General features: G+C 37.1%; 18 protein-coding genes. 17 read left to right on the forward strand and 1 reads right to left on the reverse strand.

The features are described from left to right. Positions 1 to 224 precede the first annotated feature (224 nt). Positions 225 to 659: a thioesterase family protein gene (locus tag B0E44_RS04965; protein WP_077371090.1), complete on the forward strand. Its 435-nt coding sequence runs from the start codon at positions 225 to 227 to the stop codon at positions 657 to 659. A gap of 23 nt (positions 660 to 682) precedes the next feature. Beyond that, positions 683 to 1,072, forward strand: a complete 390-nt coding sequence (locus B0E44_RS04970; protein ID WP_077371091.1) for a DUF1398 domain-containing protein — start codon at positions 683 to 685, stop codon at positions 1,070 to 1,072. A gap of 106 nt (positions 1,073 to 1,178) precedes the next feature. Here the strand turns inward: B0E44_RS04970 and katG are convergent, their stop codons facing one another. Further along, entirely contained in the window at positions 1,179 to 3,407 is a 2,229-nt protein-coding gene (gene katG / locus B0E44_RS04975; protein ID WP_077371092.1) for a catalase/peroxidase HPI, read from the reverse strand. 264 nt (positions 3,408 to 3,671) lie between these two features. Here katG and B0E44_RS04980 point away from each other — a divergent pair, with 264 nt between their 5' ends. The 15 genes from B0E44_RS04980 to B0E44_RS05045 all read left to right on the forward strand — a co-directional run bounded on the left by B0E44_RS04980 (position 3,672) and on the right by B0E44_RS05045 (position 23,183). After that, on the forward strand, positions 3,672 to 3,977 hold the full coding sequence (locus B0E44_RS04980) for an EthD family reductase (protein ID WP_077371093.1): 306 nt from the start codon (positions 3,672 to 3,674) through the stop codon (positions 3,975 to 3,977). A gap of 27 nt (positions 3,978 to 4,004) precedes the next feature. Further along, a complete protein-coding gene (locus B0E44_RS04985; RefSeq protein ID WP_077371094.1) occupies positions 4,005 to 4,370 on the forward strand; it encodes an iron chaperone in 366 nt (121 codons plus the stop codon). A gap of 93 nt (positions 4,371 to 4,463) precedes the next feature. After that, a complete protein-coding gene (locus B0E44_RS04990) occupies positions 4,464 to 4,829 on the forward strand; it encodes a glyoxalase (protein ID WP_077371095.1) in 366 nt (121 codons plus the stop codon). A 258-nt stretch (positions 4,830 to 5,087) separates the two neighbouring features. Beyond that, positions 5,088 to 5,885 (forward strand): PhzF family phenazine biosynthesis protein, encoded by a 798-nt coding sequence (locus B0E44_RS04995; protein WP_077371096.1) that lies wholly within the window; start codon positions 5,088 to 5,090, stop codon positions 5,883 to 5,885. A 40-nt stretch (positions 5,886 to 5,925) separates the two neighbouring features. Next, complete coding sequence (locus B0E44_RS05000) at positions 5,926 to 6,915, forward strand: phosphotransferase (protein WP_077371097.1); 990 nt, start codon at positions 5,926 to 5,928, stop codon at positions 6,913 to 6,915. 95 nt (positions 6,916 to 7,010) lie between these two features. Next, positions 7,011 to 7,136, forward strand: a complete 126-nt coding sequence (locus B0E44_RS19070) for a hypothetical protein (protein ID WP_256382258.1) — start codon at positions 7,011 to 7,013, stop codon at positions 7,134 to 7,136. A gap of 153 nt (positions 7,137 to 7,289) precedes the next feature. After that, complete coding sequence (gene nirB, locus B0E44_RS05005) at positions 7,290 to 9,797, forward strand: nitrite reductase large subunit NirB (protein ID WP_077371098.1); 2,508 nt, start codon at positions 7,290 to 7,292, stop codon at positions 9,795 to 9,797. 132 nt (positions 9,798 to 9,929) lie between these two features. Further along, positions 9,930 to 10,307: a nitrite reductase small subunit NirD gene (gene nirD, locus B0E44_RS05010; RefSeq protein ID WP_077371099.1), complete on the forward strand. Its 378-nt coding sequence runs from the start codon at positions 9,930 to 9,932 to the stop codon at positions 10,305 to 10,307. Between the two features lie 90 nt (positions 10,308 to 10,397). Beyond that, entirely contained in the window at positions 10,398 to 10,985 is a 588-nt protein-coding gene (locus B0E44_RS05015) for a DUF4202 domain-containing protein (RefSeq protein WP_077371100.1), read from the forward strand. 124 nt (positions 10,986 to 11,109) lie between these two features. Continuing rightward, positions 11,110 to 12,861 carry an ATP-binding protein gene (locus B0E44_RS05020; protein WP_254423252.1) on the forward strand — a complete coding sequence of 584 codons (1,752 nt, stop codon included), beginning with the start codon at positions 11,110 to 11,112 and terminating at the stop codon, positions 12,859 to 12,861. 512 nt (positions 12,862 to 13,373) lie between these two features. Continuing rightward, positions 13,374 to 14,033 (forward strand): response regulator transcription factor, encoded by a 660-nt coding sequence (locus tag B0E44_RS05025; RefSeq protein ID WP_077371102.1) that lies wholly within the window; start codon positions 13,374 to 13,376, stop codon positions 14,031 to 14,033. A 255-nt stretch (positions 14,034 to 14,288) separates the two neighbouring features. Further along, on the forward strand, positions 14,289 to 15,767 hold the full coding sequence (locus B0E44_RS05030) for a nitrate/nitrite transporter (protein ID WP_077371103.1): 1,479 nt from the start codon (positions 14,289 to 14,291) through the stop codon (positions 15,765 to 15,767). 369 nt (positions 15,768 to 16,136) lie between these two features. Next, entirely contained in the window at positions 16,137 to 17,525 is a 1,389-nt protein-coding gene (locus B0E44_RS05035; RefSeq protein ID WP_077371104.1) for a CmpA/NrtA family ABC transporter substrate-binding protein, read from the forward strand. A gap of 550 nt (positions 17,526 to 18,075) precedes the next feature. Continuing rightward, positions 18,076 to 21,591 (forward strand): nitrate reductase, encoded by a 3,516-nt coding sequence (locus B0E44_RS05040; protein ID WP_077371105.1) that lies wholly within the window; start codon positions 18,076 to 18,078, stop codon positions 21,589 to 21,591. A 164-nt stretch (positions 21,592 to 21,755) separates the two neighbouring features. After that, positions 21,756 to 23,183 (forward strand): rubredoxin, encoded by a 1,428-nt coding sequence (locus B0E44_RS05045; RefSeq protein WP_077371106.1) that lies wholly within the window; start codon positions 21,756 to 21,758, stop codon positions 23,181 to 23,183. The last annotated feature ends 119 nt before the right edge of the window (positions 23,184 to 23,302 follow it).

The raw sequence follows: 23,302 nt of genomic DNA on the forward strand, positions 1-23,302 counted from the left end.
ATGGAAGCGGCATCTCCAGATTTAGAAAAACAAGGCTTTTTTGCTGTAGTTTTTGTTAATCTGGAATACAGCTGACAGCCTGACCTCGTTGCATTACAAATGCTCTTTTAGATCTAAATGTTCTGCAAGGAGGACACGCCCAAATACTTATTCACTTCCGAATTGCTTGTGCAAAAAAACCTAGCTATCTTTGCTTTCAAAAAAAAACATAAATTAAAAATCCTATGGCTACATTTAGCAAGCAACTATCCTTTCGTTGGTCTGATTTAGATCCAAATTTTCATTTACGTCATAGTGCCTATTATGATTTTGGAGCACAACACCGTGTTGAAATACTAGCACAATTAGGATTAACATTAAGAGTTATGCAAACGGAGCATATTGGACCGATATTGTTCAGGGAAGAATGTGTCTTTAGAAGAGAAATCAATCTCTCGGACGTAATTATCATGCAAACCAAAATGGCTAAAATGAAAGCCGATGCCTCCCGTTGGTCAATAGTTCATGAGTTTTACAAAGAAGATGTATTATGTGCCGTTATTACTGTTGATGGTGCCTGGATGGATACCAAAACCCGTAAACTAGCCACTCCTACTCCGCAAGTTGTTATTGATGCCTTAAGTGTTTTTCCAAAAACAGCAGATTTTATTGCACTATAATTAATCAAATAAAACTATCAAATATGTTTACAATAGAACAAATAAAAGAAGCTCATTCAAAAGTGAAAAGTGGTGCAGATTTTCCAAATTACATACAAAATTTAATTATTTTGGGTGTAAAAGGATATGATACCTATGTAAATGATGGCAAAGTTCAATATTTTGGAGTAAATAATTACTCTGTTGCTTCTGATGAAAAATATGATGAAATAAAAATAGCTACATCAGCCAATAAAGAGCGATTCATTGAATTTTTAGTGATGCACCAAGACGGCCAAACCGATTATATAACCTTTTGCAATCATTCTGGTCAGTGCGGAATTTCAAGATGGAGAGTGGATATCATTGAAATGACCTGTACATATTATGATCAATCAGACTCCGAAATCTTAATTGAAAAAATTTCGATTTAGAATAAAAAAAAGGGAATGCAAAATGCGAATATCAATTCTCTAAAAACACAAAAAAGGTAGTCCATTTCCAGACTACCTTTTTGCTATTATAAAATTACACTTTAAATTATTTAAAATCAAAGCGATCCAAATTCATCACCTTAGTCCAAGCGGCCACAAAATCCTTTACAAATTGATCTTGTGAATCGGTACATCCGTAAACCTCAGCAAGAGCACGAAGTTCTGAGTTAGAACCAAAGATTAAATCCACACGGGTTCCTGTCCACTTAATTGCTCCTGTCTTGCGATCACGACCTTCAAACACCTCTTGAGAATCTGATGAAGCTTTCCAAGTTGTACCAAAATCAAGTAAGTTCACGAAGAAATCATTAGTCAATGTCTCCGGATTGTTTGTAAATACACCATGTTTAGACTGATCGAAATTGGTGTTAAGAACTCGCAAACCACCAACCAACACTGTCAATTCAGGTGCAGTCAAAGTCAATAACTGTGCTTTATCAATCAGCATTTCCTCTGCCGAAATAGTATATTGGGTTTTCATATAGTTGCGAAAACCGTCAGCTTCAGGTTCAAGAACGGCAAATGATTCCACATCTGTCTGTTCTTGCGAAGTATCAGCTCTGCCAGGCGTAAAAGGAACAATCACATTTTGACCGGCTTGTTGAGCTGCTTTCTCAATTCCGACACCACCAGCAAGAACAATTAAATCGGCAAGTGAAACCTGTTTTCCATCAGACTGTGCGCTATTGAATGCTGTCTTGATGCCTTCCAACGTTTCCAATACTTTTGCCAATTGTGGCGGATTATTGGCTATCCAATTCTTTTGTGGCGCAAGACGAATTCGTGCACCATTGGCACCACCTCTTTTATCAGAACCACGAAAAGTCGAGGCAGATGCCCAGGCAGTCGATACCAATTGAGACACAGACAATCCTGAAGCAGAAATTTTTGCTTTCAAGTCATTAATATCATTATAATCTATTAATGGATGTGTAACAGCAGGAATAGGGTCTTGCCAAATAAGCTCTTCCTTAGGCACCTCTGGACCAAGATAACGAACAATTGGCCCCATATCACGATGCGTTAACTTAAACCAGGCACGCGCAAAAGCATCAGCAAATTTATCAGGGTTTTCAAGGAAATGTCTTGAAATTTTTTCATAAATCGGATCTGCTCTCAAAGCGAGATCAGCTGTAAGCATCGTTGGCGCATGTCTCTTTGATGGGTTATGGGCATCTGGCACAGTTCCAGCACCTGCTCCTCCTTTTGGTTTCCATTGATGTGCACCAGCAGGACTCTTTGAAAGCTCCCATTCAAAACCGAAAAGATTCTCTAAATAATTGTGACTCCACTTTGCAGGCGTAGTAGTCCAAGCTCCTTCAAGACCACTACCAATTGTATATTCACCATTTCCGGTACCAAAAGTGTTTTTCCAACCAAGACCTTGCTCTTCAATACCCGCTGCAGCAGGTTCTGGCCCAACATATACGTTCGGATCGGCTGCACCGTGGGTTTTACCAAAAGTGTGTCCGCCAGCTGTAAGTGCAACAGTTTCTTCATCATTCATAGCCATACGGGCAAAAGTCTCCCGAATATCTTTGGCTGAAGCAAGTGGATCCGGATTACCGTTTGGTCCTTCTGGATTCACATAAATCAAACCCATCTGAACGGCTGCCAACGGATTTTCCAATTCACGTTCTCCCGAATAGCGTTTATCGTCCAGCCATTTTCCTTCCGAACCCCAATAGATATCTTCATTAGGTTCCCAAACATCAGCACGTCCTCCACCAAAACCGAAAGTCTTGAAACCCATCGATTCCAAAGCGCAGTTTCCGGCAAGAATCATCAAGTCTGCCCAAGATATTTTTTTTCCGTATTTCTGTTTGATTGGCCATAACAACAAACGTGCCTTGTCAAGATTCACGTTATCAGGCCAACTGTTCAATGGTGCAAATCGTTGAGTACCTGCTCCACCTCCACCGCGACCATCTGCAATACGGTATGTACCCGCGCTGTGCCAAGCCATTCTTATGAAGAACGGTCCATAATGACCATAATCGGCTGGCCACCAATCTTGGGAATCGGTCATTAATGCAAAAAGATCTTTCTTAACCGCTGCCAAATCGAGACTCTTGAAAGCCTCGGCATAGTCGAACGTTTCCCCCATCGGATTGGACAGCGATGAGTGTTGACGAAGAACGTTTAATTTCAACTGATTGGGCCACCAATCATTGTTTCTCGTGCCTGATCCGGCACTTTGTTTTGAACTAGCTCCTGAAAACGGGCATTTGCCTTCCCCGTTTGAATGGCCATTCTGATTTTCGTTATTTTCCATAATGTGATGATTTTTAAAAACTTAGTTACGAATTTACCAAAATTATCTTTATCTAAATTATTTTTTTAATAGATAAAAATTATAGTTACAGTATAAAATCGCAGTTTAGAATAGTTCTTTACTTGACATAAATATCTTTTTTATTTGTAATTTAGTTACTTAAAAATCACATTATCAAACCCTAAACTCAATGCAAGAATTATCAACATTAAACGGGTAAGCCGAAAACCAATTAGAGTAGGCATCAACAAATAAAACAATAAAATGCTACAATTAATCGTACTTTATCCGCAACCCACCAATGTGCAACAATTTGAAGCAGATTATGCTAGTCATTTAGCATTACTTCATGAAAAAACTGGACTTCCTATAACAGCAAAACCTTATACGGTTACAAAATTCCTACCCACTCCCGATGACACACAGTCTTTCTACCAAATGTTTACAATGCCTTTTGAATCGCCTGAAGCATTACAGTCGGCGATGGAATCAGCGGGTATGCAAGAAGTAGCGGCAGATGCTAATCGAATTTCAACTGGTGGTTTACCAACTATTTTAATTGGAAGTTGATGACTAAAAAAAGATAAAAGATAAGCCATGAAAACCGATTTTAAATCTGTTGATGAATACATCTCAACATTTCCAAAAGACATGCAAGACCTTTTGGAAAACGTACGCAAGACCATTATTAAAAAAGCACCAGAAGCAGTAGAAAGCATATCCTACGGAATGCCTGCCTACAAAACATTCGGAAAACCTTTGGTGTATTTTGCGGGCTATAAAAAACATATAGGCTTTTATGCAACACCAACGGGACACACGGAGTTTTCTAATGAGCTTTCAAATTACAAACAAGGCAAAGGCTCCGTTCAATTCCCTGTTAGCCACCCAATCCCATACTGGCTGATTGAGCAAATCGTGGTATTTCGAGTAAAAGAAAATGAGTTAAAAAATAAGAAATAAAGGAGTTTCTAAGATTCTAAGATTTCAAGATTTAGAAAGACTATTTTCAAACTTAGTATCTTAGCAACTCAGAACCTTAGCAACTTAAAAAAAATGAACCATAAAGCCAAATCAATCAGACCATTCATAGGTTCCAAAGACTTTGGGATTTCAAGACGTTTTTACCAAGACTTGGGATTTAAGGAAATTATATTAGCTCCAAACTTCTCTTATTTTGAAACCAAAGGAATAGGGTTTTATCTACAGGAGGCTTATGTCAAAGATTGGATAGACAACACTATGCTTTTTTTGGAAGTAGAAGATGTCAACCAATTTTGGAATGAACTTTTGGAGTTAGACTTGCCCGCGAAATATGAGAATATAAAATTAGTTCCCATCCGAGAAATGCATTGGGGCAAAGAATGTTTTATACACGACCCTTCCGGAATTCTATGGCATATTGGGGAATTTAATAAATAGCAAACACTTTTTAAAATATATCCGAATAATTAGGAGCTGATTCCTGCTATCCGCTTGTATCTTTTTTGTCTCATAAAAACGAGACAAAAAAGGATACCGCTTCTATCAGGGCTAGGACATTCGTTTTCATGAGAAGTGTTTCTCAGAATCTTAATATTCACTAAGAATTTCAGTAAATTAAAAACCATTGCTAGTTTATTTACATTTTGCTATAATTTAGCAATACAAATAAGGAGTATAACCCAAACCTAATAAAAAATGAAAACATACTTTGTAGACTCTTTTACGAATGAAAAATTTAAAGGAAACCCTGCAGCAGTTTGTTTTCCTGAAGAGAATTTGGACTTTGATACCATGCAAAAAATTGCAACAGAAATTGGTTTTTCTGAAACTGCATTCGTAAAACAAATCACGGACAACACCTATAGCATTCGCTTTTTTACACCAAAAATTGAAATTCCATTATGTGGTCACGCTACATTGGCTTCCTCAAAAATTATATTTGACACAACTTCATTTGATAGTATAACATTTATCAATTGTGAAAATATTGAATTGTTTATTGAGAAAGCAGGAAATAAAATCAAAATGCAATTTCCAATTTACGATACAGAAGAAACAGAAGTACCGCAAAAAACATTGGACGCACTTGGAATTTCTGAAGTTATAAATAAAAGATATAGCCCTAAAAATAAAATTATTTTGATTGAAATTAAAAGTGCGCTAGACTTAGCCAATTTAACACCTGATTTTACTGCATTGTTACATTCTCATACCGGAATAAATGGCGTTTTGGTGACTGCAATTTCAGACAATAAAAATTTTGATTTCCATTACAGATATTTTTGGCCTTGGGCAGGAACTAATGAAGATCCCGTAACGGGTGGAGTTCAAACTTTTTTGACAAAATATTGGGCAACAAAATTGAATAAAACAAAATTGAATGCTTTTCAATCTTCAGTAAGAACAGGAATAATGAACACAGAAATCATTCAGGATAAAGTTTATATTTTTGGCGAAGCAATAACGGTATTGGAAGGGCAATTTATTTTATAAGAATCTTTCAAGGCAAAAACTAAAAAAGCAAAACAGCAAAATGACGCATTTTCCGGTAACAAACTCGAACCTTTCAGCAAAACATCTTGGACTTTTTCTACAGGAAAAATATTCTTTGGGCAAAGACACTAAATGCCAATTAATAAAAGCAGGAATCAATGATACTTATTTAATAACCGACAATTTAAACCGATTTGTATTTCGTGTTTATAGTTTGAACTGGAGAACACATAGCGAAATAACCGAAGAAATAAAACTATTAAACGAACTCAAAAACAACAGCATTTCTGTTTCCTATCCGCTAGCAGACAAAGAAAATAATTTTATACAAATACTGAATGCTCCAGAGGGCGACAGATTTGCAGTACTTTTTACCTATGCATATGGAGAAAAACTACATATTATTTCGGCAGAAACTCATTATCACATCGGACAGCTTATGGCCCGACTTCATTTGGTAACTAATAACCAGAAATTAAATCGGGTTACATATACTCCAAAACTAATTCTTGTTGACTCACTAAAGCAGATATCCAACTTTTTAAAAGAAGATACAGAAGAAATGAACTTTATGCGTTCGGCTCAAAAATACCTTATGAATGAATTTGAGAATGTCGATAGTTCTCAAATTCGGCAGGGAATTGTTCATCTTGATATTTGGTTCGACAATATAAACGTAACAGCCGAAAACGAAATAACAATTTTTGATTTTGATTTTTGTGGAAACGGCTGGCTTTGTGTGGATATTGCCTATTACATTATGCAGCTTCATAATGTCGAAAAGTATGAATCAAAAGATTATCAGCCAAAAATAGACAGTTTTATTAATGGCTATGAGTCAATTTCTCCCATAAGTAATGAAGAAAAAAGACTATTTTCAATGCTTGGAATAAGTTTATATTTTTTCTACTTAGGTATTCAATGCCAGCGTTATGACAATTGGTCTAACACCTTTTTGAGCGAGAATTATTTGAAAAGATTTATCAATGGACTTGTTAAAAGATACTACGATATTTATAAACTTGGATAAAATAAAACTTTTTTCAAAACCCTACTTAGTACTTCATAAGTATTTCATACTATTTTAATCTAAAATTCCCCTTATATACAGAAATTGCGTAAAGGATGGAAGCGGCATCTCCCGATTTAGAAAAACAAGGCTTTTTTGCCGTAGTTTTTGTTGATCGGGAATACAGCGTACAGCCTGACCCCGCTGGAGCAACAATGTTCCTAATTATCAAAATGTTGTGAAGCGGGGACACGCCCAAATCTGGCTATATATTTATTCAGAATTGAATTACCATTTATTAAAAATCATTCTAATTTAGAAAAAAAATAAAAAATTAAGTATTTAAATTAAGTATTTATACGTATTTTTGCGTAGTAATACTTAATTAACAGATTATGATTAATGTGATAGTAGTCGGAAACGGCATGGTAGGTTATAAATTTTGCGAGAAATTCATTTCGAAATCTGGGCAAGAAAATTATCAAATTACAGTATTTGGAGAAGAACCAAGACGCGCTTACGACAGAGTTCACCTAAGTGAATACTTTGCAGGGAAAAGCGCTGATGACTTGTCATTATCAACGACATCATGGTATGAGGAGAATAATATCATATTAAACACTTCGGAGTTAATTACAGATATCAACAGAGAGCAAAAAACGGTACATACTCACTTAGAAAAAACATATGAGTATGATTACTTAGTTTTAGCTACAGGATCATCTGCTTTTGTTCCGCCAATTGATGGGGTAGAAAAAGAAGGTGTTTTTGTTTATAGAACTATTGAGGATTTGGATGCCATTATGGGCTATGCAAAAAAAATAAAAGCCAACGGCTCCACCGAAGCAGCGGTTCTAGGTGGTGGTTTATTGGGACTTGAAGCTGCCAAAGCGGTACGCGATTTGGGTCTTAATGCACACGTAGTAGAATTTGCTCCACGTTTAATGCCAAGACAATTGGATCAAGGCGCGAGCAACATGCTGCAAGCTAAAATTGAAGAATTAAATATAGGTATCCATCTAAACAAAGCAACGCAATATATTGATGGAGAAGAAAGTATAAAGGGAATGATGTTTGCCAATGATGACTTATTAAAGGTGGATATGTTGGTTATATCGGCTGGAATAAAACCTCGCGACGAACTAGGGAGAGTTTCTGGACTTGAAGTAGGTGTTAGAGGCGGAATTGTGGTAAATAATAAAATGCAAACATCAGATCCTAATATCTTCGCCATTGGTGAGGTTGCATTATACAATCAAATGATTTATGGTCTTGTAGCTCCGGGCTATGAAATGGCTGATGTTGCAGCCGAACAAATCCTTAAAGGGGATAAAGCGATGAGAGAAACCATCGATATGTCTACTCAATTGAAATTGATTGGAGTTGAAGTTGCGAGTTTTGGTGATCCTTTTATCGAAAATGAAAATGTCACTGCAATTGTTTACGAAAACAAATTCAGCGGCATTTACAAAAGAATCAATGTCACCAAAGACGGGAAAACATTATTGGGTGGAATTCTTGTAGGTGATTCATCAGATTACAATGGATTGTTCCAAATTTATGCTAACGCAATGGCTTTGCCAGCAAATCCAGAAGATTTAATCTTGGGTTCACGTGGCGGAGAGGGTTCTACGCTTGGAAGCGCATCCGATTTGCCAGACACTGCCATAATTTGTTCTTGTGAAAATGTTACCAAAGGCGCTATCTGCTGTTCAATTCTTGACGGAACTGCAAATTCATTTGGCGATGTCGTAAAATTGACTAAAGCAACTTCAGGATGTGGAGGCTGTAAACCAATGGTAGCTGACTTAGTAAAAGCGGCTCAAAAATCTATTGGAAAAGAAGTAAAAGAAAGCATTTGCGAACATTTTAATTATACTAGACAAGAATTATTTGATCTTGTAAAAATCAATAAATACACTAACTATTACGAAGTAATCGATCATCATGGAAATGGAGACGGCTGCGAAGTCTGCAAACCGGTAGTTGCTTCTATTTTCTCCAGTATTTATAATGACACTGCAAATAAACACGTAACTACCCAAGATACAAATGACAGGTATCTAGCTAATATTCAAAGAAACGGAACCTATTCTGTTGTACCAAGAATTGCTGGTGGCGAAATCACTCCTGAAAAACTGATCGTCATTGGAGAAGTAGCTAAACAATTTGATTTATACACCAAAATAACCGGCGCACAGCGTGTCGATTTATTTGGCGCTCACTTAGAAGACTTACCAAAAATCTGGAAAGTATTAATAGACAATGGTTTTGAAAGCGGACATGCTTACGGTAAATCACTAAGAGCTGTAAAAAGCTGTGTGGGAAACACTTGGTGTCGCTACGGAATGGATGACAGCACCACTTTTGCCATCGAATTAGAAAACCGTTACAGAGGAATTCGTTCTCCTCATAAATTAAAAGGAGGAGTTTCTGCCTGTATCAGAGAATGTGCTGAAGCCAGAGGAAAAGATTTTGGAGTAATTGCGGTTGAAGGCGGATGGAATCTTTACATCTGTGGTAATGGCGGCGCTAATCCGAAACACGCTGTACTTTTAGCTGAGCAAATAGACAAAGAAACTGTTTTCAAATATATGGATCGTTTCCTTATGTATTATATCCGTACTGCAGGACCATTGGTAAGAACTTCTACTTGGTTAGAAAAACTTGACGGAGGATTGGATTATTTAAAAGAAGTAATCATCCATGACCGCATCGGAATCTGCGAAACATTAGAAGCCGAAATGGAATCACTAGTAGGGACATTCGAATGCGAATGGAAACAAGTGCTTGAAAAACCAAGATTGATGAAACGTTTCAGTCACTTTGTTAATTCAGATGAGAAAGACGACAACATAGAATACGTACCGTTAAGAGACCAAAAAATGCCTAGAGCTTGGTAAAATCCTCACCCCCGAGCCCTCTCCTTTGGAGAGGGGAGTGAAGAACTAAAACAAAAAAATTAAATAATATTCCGATCTCTTCTCCCCTCTCCTTTGGAGAGGGGCTGCGGGTGAGGAACAAAACTAAATCCCATGGAAGGACTATTAAGCCAATACGAAACCGTAAATTTAAGTGATGTAAAAATTTGGTTCAAAGCTGGAGATATCAAAGATTTCCCTAGCAATAGAGGTGGTTGCATTAAATACAAAAACAAGCAAATAGCAATTTTTAACTTCGAAAGAAGAAACGAGTGGTACGCTTGCCAAAATGCCTGTCCTCACAAAATGGAAATGGTTTTATCCAGAGGAATGACGGGTTCTACAGATGGAATTCCAAAAATTGCCTGCCCAATGCACAAAAAAACTTTTTCGCTAGTAGATGGTTCTAATTTAAATGGTGATGATTTTAAAATAGCAACTTACCCCGTAAAAGTGGAAGGGAATGAAGTATTCGTTGGCTTTTTAGAATAATGTATGTATCTTTGAAATAAGCATACTTATATGTGACACTAACTTATTAAATAAAAGTTGGTAACTCCCAATGAATCTATACTTTTTCAAATGAAAACAATGCCTTTTTTAAACGCAAGCGCGTGGATTGATGCCGAAAATGAAGCCGATCCAAACAGTGAAATATACCAAGAAATAACCTATCCAAAGGAATTATTATATTCGGACAGAATGTACGAAAGACTAATGACCTTTGAACCCAACGCTTCGGAAGCCGTTCAGATAGCAGCCAAAGCACAGCACATCTGCCGTTGGAAAGTAGCCAGAGAATCCTATCCCATGGATCGTGTGGGATATTTGAAATGGAGAGAGGATTTAAAAAAATTCCACGCCAAAACCACTGCCGAAATCTTAAAAAAAGCAGGCTATGAAGATACATTTATAGACCGTGTTTCTTTTCTAATAGAGAAAAAATTACTTAAAAAAGACGAAGAAACCCAACTACTGGAAGACGTTATTTGTTTAGTGTTTTTAGAGTTTTATTTTGATGCTTTTGCCTCCAAACATGATACCGAGAAAATGAAAAATATTATTCAAAAAACTTGGAATAAAATGTCGGAGAAAGGACATCAGGAAGCGTTAAAAATCAACTATACTCCGGAAAATCTTCAGTTAATAAAAGACTCTTTGGGATTGTAGATTACACTTTAAAATTGGTAAATAAAAAACTGAAACTCAAGTTTAAAAAACAGTTACGGTCTTCCATATGAAAAAAAAGTCCAAAGTATCTTTAGATAAAATTTCATTTATAAAATTAAGGCGAATGTATCTATTCGCCTTAGTTACTATAGCCGTAACAGTCCTTTTGAGTCAACTCCTTATTCAATATAACTTAAACAGCCAACTAAGCGATTCCAGAATAATAAACATTTCGGGAAAGCAAAGAATGCTCAGCCAAAAATTGACTAAAGAAATTCTGGTTCTCAATTTCATTACCGATTCTTTGCACAAAGAAGAGCAAATCAACAAAGTTTCAAAAATCATATCCGAATGGAAATTCAACCATTATTCCTTGGTAAACGGAAACGACAGCTTGGGTTTTCCCAAAGAGAAAAATCCAATTCAAACCCAATATTTTGAAAATATAAAACCAAATTTCGATATCCAACTCAAGACCATCACTGCTTTTTTGGATAACAAAAAACAAAATAAAAACGAGCAGGAAAACCAAAAACTAGTTCAGATCATTCTCGATAACGGGACAGTTTTTCTATCGAAAATGAACCAGATTGTAGGCGAATATGATAAAGAAGCCCGAGAAAAAGTAACTCTCCAAAGTAAAACCGAATATGCTATTCTCGTTTTTACCCTATTGGTATTATTATTGGAATTTATTTTCATTTTCAAACCTACCAACAAAAAAGTAGAGTCGTTAATTTCCAACCTCCTGTCTTCAGAAAGAAAAGCAATAAAACTTGCCCAGGACACGGAAATCATCAGCGAAGCAAAAGAAAACTCCGTAAAAGAATTGAAATCGCTCAATTATGCTATGGAGAACACCCTACTCTACTGCAGAATTGCCACCGACGGAACTATTATTCACATTGGCGAGAAATTCTCCAAACTAATACAGTACAACCCTTTCCTTTCGGATAAAAAATTTGGGCAAGTACTTACTCCAGTTGAAAAAGAGCAACTCATTATCGACCGTATCGTACTCGAAAACCACCGTAGAGGCTGGCAAGGAGAATTGAACATCAGCACTCGAAATGAACAATCACTTTGGTTGGATTTATCAATGGTACCTGTTACGATAAAAAAAGATGAATCGGAACTATTGATTATTTGCTTTGACATTACCGAACGCAAAAAAGCTGTTCAAGAAGTGGAACGTTTGAATGCGGCTAATGTTGCCGACAAACTAAACCAACAAAAAGTAATTTCGAGCAAGATTGTCGAAAATCAGGAAAACGAACAAAACCGGATTGCAAGAGAAATTCACGATGGAATTGGACAAATGCTAACTGGATTAAAATTTAGCCTCGAAAGCATTAATCTGGACGACAAGGAAAAATCCACCGTAAAAATTGACTACTTAAAAAAACTGACCCTCGACATCATCAAAGGGGTTCGTACAGCCACTTTCAATTTGATGCCTCCGGAATTGAGTGACCACGGAATCAATTCGGCTCTTGCCAAACTCACTTTGGAACTTTCTAAACTTACAGGCAAGAACATTCTCTTTTACAACAAAACCGATTTCAATAGCCGATTGGATTCTTTAATCGAAATCAATATTTATCGATTGACCCAGGAAGCCATTAACAATGCGATCAAATATGCCGATTCTACTCATATCATAGTACAGCTTTCGCATAGTGCCACGTTATTGAGCATCACTGTTGACGATAACGGAAAAGGATTTAATATTAATGCCGTCGAAAAAAAGAGAAACAGTGAATCAGGAATGGGCATGCTCTTTATGAAAGAAAGAATCCAGTACATCAATGGTCGTATTTTCTTTAATTCTATTCCTAATGAAGGAACAAGGATTACGTTTAATGTTCCTATATAAACTTTCAATAACAAATTTCAATTTTAAAAATAATTAGGGCTTGCCCCCGTTGAAAAAAATAGGCTTATTTACACACCGCCTAGACGCCCCTTTTTCTCAACGGAGTCAGGCTATCCGAGCAACTTCGGTAGCTAGCTTCAAATGAAATTCACTGAACTCCTATTAAAAATAATATTTAGTGAAGTAATCCTTCACGCAACTCAGCGACTCTAAACAACTATGGAATTTCATCTTTGTCAAAGTTCACAACTCTGACAAAGATTCACATCCTAAGTATAGCCTCTTGCAAAGTTGTCCTATCTAAAGGACTTCCTTCACGCAACTCAGCGACTCTAAAACAACTAAGTACAATAGCAAAAGCAAGAAAACCGTTCCGCATTTTATTATTTAACAAATTTTGGGAATTTATCATTAAAATTGATTTTTGACATTGAAATTCAAATTCAAATTCAAAAAATACGTATCTTAGCCACTAAATTAGATGAATATACTTAAAGAATAATAAGTAGATTATGAGTGATAAAATTCGAGTAATTCTTGCAGACGACCATGTATTTGTGAGAGATGGCATAAAATCTTTATTAGAAAACGAAGCAAACATCACTGTTGTAGGCGAAGCTACAGACGGTCTGGAAGCCTTAGCCTTAATAGACAGTGTCCAACCCGATTTACTTATTCTTGATATTCGGATGCCAAATATGACCGGTATTGAAGTCGTAGAGCAACTAAGAAGTAAGAACAATTTGGTAAAAATCGTGATGCTTTCCATGCATGAATCTGAAGAATACGTATTGAAATCAATTCAAGCTGGTGCGGACGGATACTTACTTAAAGGATCCAGTAAAGAAGAATTTTTAAAAGCACTACATACTGTTGCCAATGGTGGAAAATATTTCAGTGGTGACATTTCATCAATATTAATTGGACAGTTAACCAATCCTGTACTTACTGCCGAACCAAAACAATCTTTGGGAGAAGATCAATTAATTACCAAAAGAGAGAAAGAAATTCTAAAACTTTTATTGACAGGAAAAGGAAATAAAGAAATCGCAGAAGCCTTGGACATCAGCAAAAGAACTGCCGAAGTACATCGATTCAATCTAATGAAAAAACTAAAAGTAAAAAACCTGATGGAACTTTCCAATAAGGCAGCTGAGTATTCGCTTCTTTAGAGATACTAAGAATCTGAGATACTAAGATTCTAATATTTTTTTTAAGTTTAAAGGTTTAAAAAATATAGACGCCAGATCAGTACTTAGTGATTTGGCGTTTTCTATTTTAAAAACTTAGCAACTAAGCTTCTAAACAACTTAGTTACCTTAAACAAAAAAAATACGTATAAATACTTAATTATTTTTCAAAAGCTGCGTAAACGCAGCTTTTTTACGCTACATACTACTTAGTTTTGTATAAAAATAATAAGTATTATGTCAACAACAAACTCCCTCTCACAATCGCACCGTATTTTATTTTTAAACACATTAGCCTTTACGGTGTGCTTCGCCTGTTGGACTCTCAATGGAGTTCTTGTAACTTTTTTGGTAGATAACGGAATCTTCAAATGGGATGTAGTCCAAGTAGGATGGCTTTTAGGAATTCCAATTTTAACGGGATCTGTAATGCGTTTGCCAATAGGTATGCTAACCGATAAATTTGGTGGTAAATACGTATTCTCTTTATTACTTCTGCTTTGTTCTATACCATTGTTTTTATTACCATTTGCAAATAGTTTTTTCATTTTTGCATTGCTAAGTTTTTTCTTTGGCATGGTTGGAACCAGTTTTGCGGTTGGTATTGGTTTTACTTCTATTTGGTATCCAAAAGAATGGCAAGGAAGAGCCTTGGGAATTTTTGGAATGGGTAATGCCGGTGCTGCCATCACCACGTTTTTGGCACCCTCTTTATTAAATGAATTCTCTATATCCGACCCTCAAAATGGATGGAAACTACTGCCTGTTATATACGGAATTGCATTGGTCGTAATTGGTATTATCTTTTTGCTTTTTACGAAAAACAAGAAAAATGAAAACCAGACCAAAACTGTACCTCAAATGTTACAATCTTTAAAAAGCACCAGAGTTTGGAGATTTGGAGCCTATTATTTCTTGGTATTTGGTTGTTTCGTGGCCTATTCACAATGGTTATTACCGAACTTTATGAACGTATATCAAACAAGTTTGGTAATGGGCGGAATGTTTGCGACGATGTTCAGTTTGCCGTCTGGAGTGATTCGTGCTTTTGGTGGCTTTTTGTCCGATAAATTCGGTGCCAGAAAAGTTATGTATTGGGTATTGAGTTCATCAGTAATTCTAAGTGGCTTATTAATGATTCCTAAAATGGATATTACCACCTCTGGTCCAGGAGTTTTGGCTACCAAAAAAGGAATTATCACTGCTGTTTCAAGCACTCTGGTAAAAGTGGGGGAAAAAGAATTTCCAATCAATTTAAAAGTTAATAAACCAATTGAAAACACCATTTTCCCAACACGTAATTCTTGGCAACAGGTGGTTGTGGCCGAAAACCAGGAAGTAAAGAAAAAAGAACTTATTGCCAAAGGAGTAACAGCGATTCATTTTAGTGCCAATATGTGGGTGTATCTAATACTGGTAATCCTAATCGGGATTTCATGGGGAATCGGAAAAGCTGCGGTTTACAAACACATTCCAGATTATTTCCCTACCGAAGTTGGAGTTGTAGGCGGTATGGTTGGAATGATCGGTGGCCTTGGCGGTTTCTTTGGACCAATCATCTTTGGGTATTTATTGACCGCTACCGGAATTTGGTCTAGCTCATGGATTTTTATATTACTTTTTTCAGCAATATGCTTGATTTGGATGCACATCACCGTAACCAAAATTATGAACGAAAAACAACCCATCTTATCCAAAGAAATGGATAGAAAATAACAATTTCCTCTTTAATAACTTGTGTATGCTGCTCCCAAAAAATTGCCATTTTGGGAGCAGCTTTTTTTTATAAATAAAGAGAAAGTCTTGTAACGTTTTTTCTGTAAACTAAAAAGTAATATTTCCCTCTAAAAACAATAAGAACCTACTAATCAGCACTATTTTATAAAATTATCAAACTTTAACCTACTAAAAAATGGTGCTAAAAATGATAATTCTACTTTTTAAAAACGCTTTTCTAAGATTTAAATATAAAGAACTCCCCTTAATTTTAATTTCCTCAAAAATTACCAAATACGTAATTTAAATTCAACAAAATAAGTACTATTACGTATATTTACTAAAATATTAACAGCCAAACCAATAACCATGAAAAAACTAACCTTACAATTAACAGTGATACTATTAATAGCATTCACTGTTACCAGCTTTAAAAGTGAACTACCTGGTAATCCCATTTTGAAAAAAAGAAGTATAGGACCACCGAAAACCAAAAAATTAAATTTAGAAAAACCAAACGTAACTATTGGATTTATAAAGCTAACCGATATGGCACCTCTTGCCATTGCTAAGTTTTTAGGCTATTTTGACGATGAAGGACTTTCTGTAACCTTAGAAGCTCAAGCCAATTGGAGAGATATTTTAGATAAAGTGGTTGACAATCAGCTCGACGGAGCTCAGATGTTAGCTGGACAACCGATAGCGGCAGCCGTGGGATGTGGCAGACAAGCTCAATTGGTAACCACCTATTCTATGGATTTAAATGGAAATGCCATAACAGTATCTAATTCCATCTGGTCCAAAATGAAAGACAGCATTGCTGAGGAATATGGCAGACCTGTACATCCTATTCCGTCTTATGCTTTGAAACCGGCCCTAAATTTTTATAAAAAAATGAACAAGCCCTTTACATTTGGTATTGTTGCGGCCTATTCAACCCACAATTATCAATTGCGATACTGGCTGGCTGCCGGCGGTATAAATCCCGGTTTTTACAACAATAACAACATTCAAGGAAGCAAAGGAAATACAGATGCAGATGTTTTACTGAATGTTACGGCTCCGCCACAAATGCCCCAAACTTTAAGAGCTGGAACGATCGACGGCTATTGCGTAGGAGAGCCATGGAATCAGCAGGCAGTTGAAGAAACCATCGGTGTTCCTATAGTGACCAGCAGGGAGATTTGGAAAAATCATCCTGAAAAAGTATTTGTGATGACTAAGGAATTTGTTTCCAAATACCCAAATACCTCTATTGCCATTACAAAGGCATTAATAAAAGCGGGCAAATGGCTGGATAATCCCGAAAACCGAAAAGAAGCCACTCGGATCTTGTCAAAATCTGCTTATGTGGATGGGGACAAACGCGTAATCGACAATTCGATGCTTGGCACTTTTGAATTTGAAAAAGGAGATGTGCGCTCTATACCCGATTTTAATGTTTTCTTCAAATACAACGCTACTTATCCTTACTATTCGGATGGAATTTGGTTTATGACCCAAATGAAACGTTGGGGACAAATCACAGAATCAAAACCTAACGATTGGTATTTGAGCAAAATTAAAGAAGTTTACAAACCGGATATTTGGATCCGTGCCGCAAATCTATTGTTGGAAGAAGGATTTATCTCGGAAACAGACATCCCTTACACTGATGGATTCAAGCCGGCAACAACCGATTTTATTGACAATATGTCTTACGATGGAAAAAAACCTGTCGAATATATCAATGGATTTAAGATTGGTTTAAAAAATTAACCTTTAATTACATTCCATACTTCGTGCCCCAAATACGAAGCAAGTCAATACCACAAAAAAATTATTCACTAAAAGCTTGATGTATTTTCTAGATACATCAAGCTTTTTTTTAGTCAAATTCTAAAATTATTACTTCTAATAAATACGAAAATGTGTTATTAGACCGCGTGAGTGATGGCAGTGGAGCTCTTTTTTTAATCCCGTTTTTTTTTGCGGGATTAAAAAAAAGCGGGAACGTACAGCACGACCCGAAGTTTTTCACGGAGGGTCACGCCCGAATTCAGAATGCAGGTTTCAGATTGCAGATAACAGGTTAAAAATTAAAAACACTATTTTTTGTGGTAATGAAAAATACTGCTTAAAACAGCGTCCAATTCTTCTAATAATTCAAAATATTGAGCCTATTTTTAGCATTCTAATTATATTGAATGTAAACATAAAATAAAATTAACTTTATACGTATTAATACTTATTTATTACTTATTTTTGTTTGTGTAATATCATCTATACTGATTCTTACAAAGCTACTTTATAAACGAAGACATACATAATGCAAAATACAGAAATCAAAACTACGTGTTCCTATTGTGGAGTAGGATGCGGAATTATTGTAAAAAATGATTCTAAAAATGGAGTGACGGTTACAGGCGACAAAGATCATCCCGTAAACAGGGGAATGCTTTGTTCCAAAGGAATGAACTTACATTATGTGGTTAATGATACTTCGGACAGGATTCTCTACCCCGAAATGAGGTGGAGTAAATCACATCCGAAAGAAAGAGTTAGCTGGGATGCCGCTTTGGATCGTGCAGCTGCAGTTTTTTCTTCAATTATAAAAAAACATGGGCCAGACAGCGTTGGATTTTATATTTCCGGACAATGCTTGACCGAAGAATATTACTTGGTTAACAAACTAGTAAAAGGTTTTCTAAAAACCAATAACATAGACACCAATTCTAGACTTTGCATGAGTTCGGCAGTGGCGGGTTACAAAAAAACTTTTGGTGAAGACTCCGTTCCAATCGCTTATGCTGATATAGAACTTGCCGATACTTTCTTGATAACTGGAGCCAATCCTGCTTTTTGCCACCCGATTCTGTTCAGACGAATTGAACAACACAAAGAGAAAAACCCTAAAACAAAAATCATCGTAGTCGATCCGAGACGTACCGACTCGGCCATCGCTGCCAATTTACACTTACAGATACTTCCAGGAACGGATATTGTTTTATACCATGCCATAGGGAGACGCTTAATTGAAAAAGGATATGTTGATTCGGATTTTGTAAAAAATCATACCGAAAACTACCAACAGTACAAAGAAATGGTATGCAACAGTTCCTATGAAAAAGCATCTAAATTATGTGGTGTTTCCGTAAGTGACATACACTTGGCTGCCGATATTATTGGCAAAGCCAAAGGTTTTATATCCATGTGGGCTATGGGGCTGAACCAAAGTGCCATTGGGGTTGATAAAAACACAGCTTTGCTTAATCTTTCATTGATAACCGGGCAGGTTGGAAAGCCAGGTTCTGGACCTTTCTCTTTGACAGGACAACCCAATGCAATGGGAGGGCGTGAAGTGGGTGGAATGGCTAATTTATTGGCTGTCCACAAAGAATTAAACAATCCTATACACCGCAAGGAAGTAGCCGATTTTTGGGGAGTGGAATCCATTTCTGAAAAACCGGGATTAACCGCAACCGAAATGTTTGACGCCTTGGAATCGGGCAAAATGAAAGCCATTTGGATTATTTGCACCAATCCAATGGTGAGTTTACCAGATGCCAGAAGAGTTGAAAAAGCATTGCAAAACGCAAAATTTGTTGTCGTTCAAGACATCTCCCATAATGCCGATACCGCCAAGTTTGCCGATTTATTATTGCCTGCCGCTGGATGGTTGGAAAAAGAAGGAACAATGACCAACTCTGAGCGACGCATTTCTTATTTGCCAAAAGGTATTAATGCCCCGGGTGAAGCTTTATCGGATGTAGAAATCTTGCTGAACTTTGCCAAAAAAATGAAATTCTCTGGTTTCAACTTCAACAATACCGAAGCCGTTTACAAAGAATACTGCCTAATGACCAAAGGCACCAATATTGATATTTCCTATTTAAATTATTCCAGACTAAAAAACGAAGGTACTTTCCAATGGCCCGTTCCGGATTACGGACACCCAGGAACTCCCCGCTTATTCGCCGATAAAAAGTTCTTTACGCCTTCGCAAAAAGCGATTTTCAATATTCCAACGAGTATTGAAAACACATCTCCACAGCCTTCAGAAAAATATCCATTTATATTGACTACGGGACGAATTCGCGATCAATGGCACACAATGACCAAAACCGGTAAAGTGTCCCGATTAATGACGCACACCCCAAGTCCAGTTCTCGAAATCAACCCTATAGATGCTTACAAGTCTGAAATCAAAAATGGCGATATTGTTGTCGTGAGCAGTAAAAACGGTGAAGTTCGGGTGAAAGCAAAAGTGACTGACACTATCAAAGAAGGTGTTCTATTTTTGCCGATGCACTGGGGGAAACAATTGGACAACGACTTGAACAGAACCAACAATCTGACCAACACAATTGTAGATCCAATATCCAAAGAGCCTGATTTTAAATACACCACGGTAGCGGTAACAAAATACGTGAAACCGTTTCAAAAAATTGCCGTAGTTGGCGCCGGAGCTGCTGCTTTCCGTTTTATTCAAAATTACAGGGAAATCAATACTACAGATGAAATCATTGTTTTCTCCAATGAGGAAAACCCATTCTACAACCGCGTTCTGTTGCCAGAGTATGTGACTGGAGAATTTACTTGGGAAAGCCTTTTGAAAATAAAAAGCGATGGTATGAGCCAATTGAATATCACGATGAAATCGGGTGTGGCAATTGAAAACGTAAGCACTACCGATAAAACCATAACCGACTGCAAAGGCACTGTTCATCAATTTGACATGTTGATAATGGCAACCGGAAGTCGACCTTTCATCCCCGAAAATGCCCAATTGCATCTTCCGGGACGTTTTACCATCAGAAAGAAGACCGATGCCGACAAACTAAAAAATTATCTGGACGAAACTAATTTACCAGCTGAAGAGCAACACGTAGTGATTGTGGGTGGTGGATTACTGGGACTTGAACTCGCAGCTGCCCTTAAACATAAAAAAGTAAAAATAACGATTATACAAAGGGCTTCCCGATTGATGGAACGTCAATTGGACAGAATCTCGAGTAAATTATTGGCCGAAGAAGTGCAGCAAAGAGACATTCAAATTTATTTTGATAATGAAGTAAGCACCGTATTTGAAACCGATAATGCAAACGAATTGGAAATCGCCCTGAAAAGTGGTCGAATCATTACCGCCAATGCCATTGTTTACACCATTGGAACGATTCCAAACATAGAATTGGCCAAGGAAACAGGACTGGCTTGCGGACGTGGCGTAAAAGTCAACCAGTACTTGCAAACCTCCCATCCCGATGTATTTGCTATTGGTGAAATAGCCGAATTCAACAATATGTTATTCGGAATCACCTCAGCTGCCGAAGAGCAAGCCGATGTATTAGCCAACTTCATTGCCGGTGACATTAGCAGTTTTTACAAAGGATCGGTACTGATGAATATCCTGAAATTGGAAGACATCAATTTGTGTTCTATTGGTGAAATCGAAGTTCCGGAAAACGATGATTCCTATGAAGAAATTGTTTTTGCCGACTTAGGAAAACGCTATTATAAAAAATGTATCGTCAAGAACGATTTGCTCATTGGAGCCATCCTAATGGGAGACAAAAATGAGTTTGCCGAATTCAAAACAATGATTGAAAGCAAAATCGAATTGGCCGACAAACGAAACACTTTATTAAGAGGAAGTGGATCTGAAGCCAAACCGGTACTAGGAAAACTCGTTTGCTCTTGCAGTCAGGTAGGAAGCGGAAATATTGAAGAATGTATAAAAAGTGGCGTTACTAATTTTACCGAACTTTGTAAAACCACCGGAGCGGGGCTCGGTTGCGGAAGCTGCAAAACGGAGGTGAAGGAGATATTGGCGAAGGTAAAATAGGGTTTGAAAAGGTTTAATGGTTTAAAAGTTTAAAATTGTTTAATACTCTAATCGTGCTAAAAAGCATCTTCAAAACCACAAACCTTAAACAACCTTAAACAATTAAACAATTTTAAACCTTAAGAGTTTAAACCTTTAAACAACCAACAATAAAAACTAAAAAAATGGAATTAACAAGACTCATAGTAAAAGGCGGGGTTATATCTCCGGGGGAATTACGAGAAATTGTAAATATGGCATTGGAACAAGGTCTTGAAGCCCTCTCTTTTGGTTCCAGACAAGACATTATATTCCCAAAAGGATTCAAAAATAACACTCCCGAAAAAATCGGGAAGCATCATTTTGTTTTGCCAAACGAAAAAAGCGGCAACAACATCGTTTCCTCCTACGTATCGACCGATATTTTCAGGAATACGCCTTGGCTTACCGGAAATAAATTCCTTTACATATTGGAGCAATTTAAGGAACAGCCCAAACTCAAAGTCAACATAGCCGATCCAAAACAGCAGCTCGTTCCGCTATTCACGGGGCACATCAACTTTATAGCTTCGCACCACGAAGATTATTGGTTTCTGTATGTGCGTTTGCCAAAATGGGACAAAATGGAACTTTTCCCTGTATTGATCTACAGTTGGGACATTGGAAAAATATATTACGAAATAGAAAAAATACTCCAGGAAGAACCCGATACTGTTGATATGATTTTCCAACTCATTAGCGATTTGGACACCAATAATAGAACCATCGACCAGCCATTAAACATTCCGTTTTACCCCTTCCCCTATTACGAAGGAATGAACAGGCTCGGAATAGATCAATACTGGCTTGGACTTTACTGGCGAAACAACCTGTACGATTTGCAGTTTCTAAAAGAAATGTGTGATTTGTGTTTCGACTGCAAAATCGGAAAAATATGCATCACTCCTTGGAAATCCTTCATCGTGAAAGGAATTCCCAAAGACCGCAAACTCGATTGGGAAAAATTCTTGGGCAAAAAAGGCATCAACGTTCGCCATTCCCTTTTGGAACTCAACTGGCATTTACCCGTAGCTACGGAATGGGCCTTGAATCTCAAAACTTTTTTGGTGCGCACCCTCGACCAATTCGATATCAGCACCTACGGACTTACCTTCGGACTATCCGATTACAATAGAGACGGTCATTATTTCACATCGGTGGTCATCGAAAAAAACGAATCGCCAAAAGACCTCGAATCCATCAAAATCCGAGATACTTTCAATATTTTGTATGCCAAAAATTTTGACCCCAACACCAAGGAATACATCGTTCATGCGCAAGATGTCGACAAACTCGAATTGCCCAATATCTTAATCGAATTGAGTAAAAAATACTTCGAAGAATTGGGCAACAGTGTACTCGAATTTCAAAATACCAGTACCAAAAAGGAAACCAAAGCCCAGGACATCCACCAATGCCCAGAATGCTTAACGGTATATAATTCGGACTACGGCGATGTCATACAGGATATCGAAAAAGGCACACTCTTCCAAGATCTTCCCGAAGACTACTGCTGTTCGTTATGCGAAGCCCCAAAAAGCAGCTTCATCCCATTAACAGAAACTACGGTTTAATCAAAATTATTTGGGCGAGCCCTCGTTGAGTAAAGGGGCTTGCCTATTGTAGCGCTTATACAGCCCCTTTACTCAACAAGGTCAGGCTGTCCGCGTTACTTCGGTAACTTGCTTCCATC

The sequence above is a fragment of the Flavobacterium sp. A45 genome, assembly GCF_002001005.1.
In the GTDB taxonomy this organism is placed as follows: Bacteria; Bacteroidota; Bacteroidia; order Flavobacteriales; family Flavobacteriaceae; genus Flavobacterium.